Annotated in this window: 4 protein-coding genes and 2 pseudogenes; 4 read left to right on the top strand and 2 right to left on the bottom strand. The window is 65.6% G+C overall.

Going from position 1 to position 6,892, the window contains the following annotated elements; translation table 11 throughout:
* The 4 genes and pseudogenes from HMPREF3014_RS00910 to HMPREF3014_RS00895 form a co-directional block, all read left to right on the top strand.
* A pseudogene (locus HMPREF3014_RS00910) lies at window positions 1-339 on the top strand (glutamine synthetase); the annotation flags it as partial.
* Window positions 340-495: 156 nt separating this feature from the next.
* Window positions 496-1,866, top strand: coding sequence for an APC family permease (locus HMPREF3014_RS00905; protein ID WP_010794107.1), 1,371 nt, complete (start codon window positions 496-498; stop codon window positions 1,864-1,866).
* Between the two features lie 487 nt (window positions 1,867-2,353).
* Window positions 2,354-3,583 (top strand): serine/threonine transporter SstT, encoded by a 1,230-nt coding sequence (gene sstT / locus HMPREF3014_RS00900; protein ID WP_003114881.1) that lies wholly within the window; start codon window positions 2,354-2,356, stop codon window positions 3,581-3,583.
* 120 nt (window positions 3,584-3,703) lie between these two features.
* Window positions 3,704-4,606, top strand: a complete 903-nt coding sequence (locus tag HMPREF3014_RS00895; protein WP_003106501.1) for an RluA family pseudouridine synthase — start codon at window positions 3,704-3,706, stop codon at window positions 4,604-4,606.
* A 158-nt stretch (window positions 4,607-4,764) separates the two neighbouring features.
* On the opposite strand, the gene HMPREF3014_RS00890 is transcribed toward HMPREF3014_RS00895, so the two are convergent.
* Together HMPREF3014_RS00890 and HMPREF3014_RS32890 are read right to left on the bottom strand one after the other, a co-directional pair.
* Entirely contained in the window at window positions 4,765-6,639 is a 1,875-nt protein-coding gene (locus HMPREF3014_RS00890) for a DUF3857 domain-containing transglutaminase family protein (protein ID WP_023087548.1), read from the bottom strand.
* 174 nt (window positions 6,640-6,813) lie between these two features.
* Window positions 6,814-6,892, bottom strand: a pseudogene (locus tag HMPREF3014_RS32890) (membrane protein insertion efficiency factor YidD); the annotation flags it as partial.

Genomic DNA, 6,892 nt, shown 5'->3' with positions numbered 1-6,892 from the left:
GGCAGCCCGGACGCGGTACGCCTGGAACATCGCGTCGCCGGCGCCGACGCCAACCCCTACCTGCTGCTGGCCTCGGTGCTTGCCGGGGTGCACCACGGGCTGACCAACAAGGTCGAGCCGGGTGCCCCGATCGAAGGCAACTCCTACGAGCAGTTGGAGCCGAGCCTGCCGAACAACCTGCGCGACGCCCTGCGCGAACTGGACGACAGCGAGATCCTGGCGAAGTACATCGATCCGAAGTACATCGACATCTTCGTCGCCTGCAAGGAAAGCGAGCTGGAGGAGTTCGAGTACTCGATCTCCGACCTCGAGTACAACTGGTACCTGCACACCGTGTGAGCATGGGCGGGCGGCTCCGGTCCGGCGCCGCCCGCCCGTTCTTCCGTCGAGGTTCCCACCCTTGCTGAAGGTAGACGGCGGCAAGCCTGCGGTTTCCGCCTGTCCGCCTTCCTTTGCTGTGCATTAGAAAAAGAAGAAATCGAGGCAAGCATACCCATGTCGAATCCTCCCCCCACCGCAGAACGAACCCAGCTTCGCAAGTCCCTCAAGCTGTGGCAGATCGTCATGATCGGGTTGGCCTACCTGACCCCGATGACCGTCTTCGACACCTTCGGCATCGTATCCGGGATTTCCCAGGGACACGTGCCCACCGCCTACCTGCTGGCCCTCGCCGGCGTGCTGTTCACCGCGATCAGCTACGGCAAGCTGGTCCGCCAGTTCCCCACCGCAGGCTCGGCCTATACCTACGCGCAACGAGCGATCAATCCCCATGTCGGCTTCATGGTCGGCTGGTCGTCGCTGCTGGACTACCTGTTCCTGCCGATGATCAACGCACTGCTGGCGAAGATCTACCTGACCGCATTGTTCCCCGAGGTCGCCCCGTGGATCTGGGTGGTGATGTTCGTGCTGATCATGACCCTCATCAACATCAAGAGCGTGAACCTGGTCGCCAATTTCAACACCGTCTTCGTGCTGGTCCAGCTGGCGATCATCGTGGTCTTCATCGGCCTGGTGATTCACGGCCTGAACAACGGGGAGGGGACCGCCACGGTGCTCAGTACCCAGCCGTTCTTCTCCGAGCACGCGCATCTCTCGGCGATGGTGGCGGGGGCGACGATCCTCTGCTTTTCCTTCCTCGGTTTCGACGCGGTGACTACGCTGTCCGAGGAAACCCGCGACGCCGGCAGGGTGATCCCGCGGGCGATCTTCCTCACCGCGCTGTACGGCGGGGTGATCTTCATCACCGTGTCGTATTTCCTGCAGTCCTATTTCCCGACCAACGTACGCTTCAAGGAACCCGACGCGGCGCTACCGGAAATCGCCCTGTACGTCGGCGGCAAGCTGTTCCAGTCGGTCTTCCTCTGCGCCACCTTCATCAATACCCTGGCGTCGGGCCTGGCCTCCCAGGCCAGCGTGTCGCGCCTGCTGTACGTGATGGGGCGGGACAACGTGCTGCCGGAGCGGATCTTCGGCTTCGTCCATCCGAAATGGCGTACGCCGTCGATCAACGTGCTCATCGTGGGCATGGTGGCGCTCTCGGCGATCTCCTTCGACCTGGTGACCGCGACCGCGCTGATCAATTTCGGCGCCCTGGTGGCCTTCACCTTCGTCAATCTCTCGGTGATCGTGCATTTCTATGTGCGCGGCGGGCGCAACCGCAGCCTCAAGGAGCATTTCCACTACCTGGTCCTGCCATTGCTCGGCGCGGCCATCGTCGCGGTGCTCTGGCTTAACCTGGAAAGCACCTCGCTGGTGATGGGGCTGATCTGGGCCGGACTGGGCTTCGGCTACCTGTTCTACCTGACTCGCAGCTTCAGCCGTCCGCCGCCGCGCTTCCAGGAGAGCGAGCTGAGCCCGACCCAGTGAGGCGAGCGGTGAATGGATTCAGCGGAAATGTGAAGGAAAAAGATTGGTAATCTTCACGAAATTTTCACGGTGACGGGTCAATCATGGACCCATGGCTAACGGACTAGCCCCCCATCTGAAGCCCGCCTCATGGCGGGCTTTGGCTATCTGCAGACAGCGAATTTCGCGTTTTCCCTCCTTTTCACAGGGATTTCCGGCCTCCCGGCTGGCAATGCGCCTGCGACGACATGTCCGAATCCAGACAGAATTGGACGCCCCCAAAAAGCGCAGACACGGCTAGAATCCACGCCGTCCCGATCCGGTTCGATGGCCGTGGCGGGGGAGCCCGGTATCCGCTGGTCGGTGTTTCCTGTGGTGCTGCGCGTCCTTCCCTAGACTACCCGGCTCGCTCGAACCATCCCTTCGCGGGGGCGGAACGGCACAGGGTCGTTCGGCATGGAAGCTGCCTGGGCCGGCCTTCGACACACCTATAAGAGTAGAAATCTGCATGACATACCCTGAACGTCCCCTGCTTCATCTGCTGACGCGTACCAGCCTGGTGGGCCAGATCATCGTCGGCCTGATCGCCGGCCTGCTGCTCGCCAGCTTCTTCCCGGCCGCCGCGCTCAAGGTCGGCTTCATCGGCAAGGTCTTCGTTTCCGCGCTGAAGGCCGTCGCGCCGGTACTGGTGTTCGTCCTGGTGATGGCATCCATCGCCAACCACAAGCAAGGCCAGCAGACCCATATCCGGCCGATCCTGCTGCTGTACCTGGTCGGCACCTTCAGCGCCGCGGTGGTGGCGGTGATCGCCAGCTTCGCCTTCCCCTCGAGCCTGGTGCTGGCCAGCCATCCGGGCGAGATGTCGCCTCCGGGCGGCATCGCCGAGGTGCTCCAGTCCCTGCTGCTGAGCGTGGTGGACAACCCGGTCAACGCCCTGATCTCGGCCAACTTCATCGGCATCCTGGCCTGGGCCATCGGCCTCGGCATCGCCTTCCGCCACGCCAGCGATACCACCCGCAACCTGCTCTCCGAGCTGTCCAACGGCGTCTCGCTGATCGTCAAGGTGGTGATTCGCTTCGCCCCGCTGGGCATCTTCGGCCTGGTCGCCTCGACCTTCGCCGAGTCCGGCGTCGAGGCCCTGAAAGGCTATGCCCACCTGCTGGTGGTGTTGCTCGGCTGCATGCTGTTCGTGGCCTTCGTGGTCAACCCGCTGATCGTGTTCCTGAAGATCCGCCGCAATCCCTATCCGCTGGTGCTGACCTGCCTGCGCGAAAGCGGCATGACCGCGTTCTTCACCCGCAGCTCGGCAGCCAATATCCCGGTCAACCTGCAGCTCTGCGAGCGCCTTGGCCTGCACGAAGACACCTATTCGGTATCGATCCCGCTGGGCGCGACCATCAACATGGCTGGCGCGGCGATCACCATCACCGTGCTGACCCTGGCAGCGGTGCATACCCTGGGCATCGCCGTGGACGTACCGACCGCGATCCTGCTCAGCGTGGTGGCGTCGATCTGCGCCTGCGGCGCGTCCGGCGTGGCCGGCGGTTCGCTGCTGCTGATCCCGCTGGCCTGCAGCCTGTTCGGGATTCCCAGCGAGGTGGCGATGCAGGTGGTGGCGGTAGGCTTCATCATCGCGATCCTCCAGGACTCCGCGGAGACCGCGCTGAACTCCTCGACCGACGTGCTGTTCACCGCAGCCGCCTGCGAGGCGGAAGAGCGCAAGGCGAGCGCCGCCTGATTCGATCCCTGGGTCACGGAAAAAACCGCCTTCGGGCGGTTTCTTCGTTTCGCCCCGGCGTGCTTTGACCTGTGCGCCGCGCTGCGGCCTAATGGTCGCCCGTCCTTCCCGAGTTGCCGCATGTCGTCTCCTTCCTTGCCCGATGCCAGTCTCCGCGCCAGCACCCTGCATCTGCCGGCCGGTCCCTGGAGCACCGTGCTCGACTGTCTCTGCGCGCGTTTCCCGGCCATCGACCGTGACACCTGGCTGGCGCGCATGCAGCGGGGCCGGGTGCTGGACGCCGAGGGGCGTGCGCTGGGCCCGCAGGCGGCATATCGCGAAGGCCTGCGTGTGCACTACTTCCGCGAGTTGCCGGTGGAGGCACCGATTCCTTTCGAGGCGCGCATCCTGTACCGCGACGAGCATCTGCTGGTGGCGGACAAGCCGCACTTCCTGCCGGTGATGCCGGCCGGCGGCTACGTCGAGCAGACGCTCCTGGCGCGGCTGGCCCGCAGCACCGGCAATCGAGACCTGGTGCCGCTGCACCGGATCGACCGGCATACCGCCGGGCTGGTGCTGTTCTCGACCAATCCCGGCAGCCGCGGGCGCTACCAGGCGCTGTTCCGCGAGCGGCGCATCGACAAGTGCTACGAAGCGATCGCTCCGGCCTTGCCGCAACTGGACTTCCCGTTGCTGCGCAGGACCCGCCTGGTGCCCGGCGAGCCGTTCTTCCGCATGCGCGAAGGCGAGGGCGAGCCGAACAGCGAGACGCGCATCGAGGTCGTCGAGCGCAACGGCCGCTGGTGGCGCTACCGGCTGTATCCGGTGACCGGCAAGAAGCACCAGCTGCGCGTGCACCTCGCGGCACTCGGCGCGGGTATCCAGAACGATGGGTTCTATCCCGAGCTGCTGGACGCCGAGGGCAGCCCCGACGACTACCTGCGGCCGCTCAAGCTGCTGGCCAGGGGGCTGCGCTTCGACGACCCGCTGAGCGGCGAGAGGCGTACGTTCGAATCCGGGCTGCGGCTCGATTGGCAGGTGTAGGCGACAGGCTCGCCAGCGGAATGCTGGCGTACGTCGCCGACCCGGAGCGCATGGCGCGTTTCTATGAACAGGCGCTCGGCCTGGAGGGCTGCGCGGGCGAGTAGAAGGATCGCCCGCTGGTGCGGCTGGACGCGCCCGCCGGAGCGGGCGCGGGTCGCTCAGGGACGCTTGTCCAGCTTGACCACCAGGCGCAGTTGCTCGACGCAACCGCGGCTCTGCTCGATCAGCTTGCCGAACTCGGCGCTGTTGATCTCGTCGTGGTTGAGCCAACTGGTCTTCTGCACTTCCCGATAACGATAGTGGTAGCCGCCATCCTTGGCCGGTTCGGCCTGCAGGTCGATGTCGAACCAGGGACTGCGGATCTCGCAACTGTGCGCCGGCTCGTCAGTCTTGCCGCCGGACAGGCTGATGTCGTAGGACGTGATCTGCGGTTCGCCCAGGTACAGCTCGGCCAACTGGCCTTCGCTACGGTACTTGGCGAAGGCATCCCACTGGCTGGCCAGGTCCTGGCGGTTGTAGAAATACTCTCCGCCGAGCCGGTCGAGGGCGCGGCGGTCGGTAAGCCTGGCACTGATCGTATAGCTGGGCGGCAGCACGAACTGGCTGTCGTCGCGCTCCAGCACGCAGTCGCTGCCTTCCTTGGCGAAGTTGCGGCACAGCTCCTGGTCGGTGCTGGTGCGGCCGCGCTGGCGATCGGCGACGCTGAGCTGCATCAGCGGCGCGTTGGAAAGCTCCACGCGCGACTCGACCCGGGCTTCGCCGTCATGGGTGTAATGCTCGCTGCGGGTCACGCGCAGGGTGTCGCCGGGCGCTTCCAGCGGAATCTCGTCGCGCCGCACCTTGCCGTCGGCGCCCAGCACCAGCGCCCAGCGCTGCTGGATGTCGGGCATGGTGCGGCCGGGAGCGAACACCGGGTTGGTCGGGTCCAGCCACCAGGTCTTGCCGTCCACCTCGGCGCGGACGATGGCATGGTTCGGCGCGTACATGCCGGGCACCAGCAGGTCCCAGACCACGTCGCCGCGGCTGACCAGGGTCGGTTCGGCCTTGATCCCGGTGGCCTTGAGCATGGCGGCGAGGAGGATCGCCAGGTCCTTGCAGTCGCCGTAGCCATTGCGCTCGATCTCCGCCAGGGAGAAGGGCACGTAGCCGCGCTCGCTGGCGCGCCAGTCGCCCAGGTAGCGGTAGGTGTCGTTGATGTACTGCATCAGGCCGGCGACCTGCTCGCGGGCCGGCTTGCCCTTCACCGCGGCGACGGCCGCCGCGGCGCCCTTGGGCAGCTCCGCGGCGAGGATCTCGTTGTAGCGCGCGGCGAACGGGCCGAAGTTGTCCTGCAGGTCCAGCGAACTGCCCAGCTCCAGGCGCGGGGTATGGCGCAGGTAGGCGTTGCCGGCTTCGTTGATGTAGTTGGTGTATTGCGGCTTTTTCAGGCTGACCTTGAGGGTCTTCTTGTCGGCGCTCTGTTCGATGCGATAGGCGTCCATCAGCTCGCTGCGCACGAAGATCGGCCGCTCGGCCTTGAACTCGGCGACGAAGCGGTCGTCGCGCACCGGCATCGGTGGGCGGCTGAGAATGTAGTGGAACTGGGTGCTCAGCGGCTTGGCGGTGAAGTGCTCGCGCAGGGTGTAGCTGATGCGGGTGCCGACGCGCAGGTTGGGGAACGCCAGGGAGGTCTGACGTTCGCGCAGGAAGCCCTGGTCCGGGTTCGGCGCGGTGCGCGTATCGATCTGCGACTGGTCCAGCGGCACCGGCTTGCCGCCGGGCTGGGTCAGCTCGGCCTTCTCCACGATCAGGCTGTCGGTCTCCGCGTAGCTGCGATCGATGCGCGAGAGCATCTCGCGGCCGCTCGGCTTGAGGATGGTGAAGCTGTAGGTGCTCACGCAATCGGTGCTGTTGTCGGCGTTGAACTGGCAGCGGAACTCGGTTTCGCCGGCCAGCGGCGCCTCGGCGATCGGTTGCAGCGCGGCGAGGGCCGGGGTGGCGGCGCAGAAGACGCTGGCGGCGAGGAAGGAAGGGGAGAAGGGATGACGGGGCATCGGTGCCTCAGGATGAAACGTTTGAGCGGAGCTCCCAGGCGTCGCCTGGCGCATGGGGACGCCGGGCGATAGCCGGGGAGATGGACCCTGAATGATAGGTTTTATCAATTCCGCATGTCGACCGGCGGGTCCGGTTATGTGCGGGATGTCGCCGTTGCGATCTTTTCGCCGGCTTCATTTGCCGGGCTTTGCCGTTCTGTGGCAGGCGCACGCCTGTTCCTGGCGCTCCGGAACCGGGTCGTAGCCGCCCGGG

It is taken from the genome of Pseudomonas sp. HMSC065H01 (genome assembly GCF_001815235.1).
In the GTDB taxonomy this organism is placed as follows: Bacteria; Pseudomonadota; Gammaproteobacteria; order Pseudomonadales; family Pseudomonadaceae; genus Pseudomonas; species Pseudomonas aeruginosa.
This window is presented reverse-complemented; position numbering and strand designations above follow the sequence as displayed.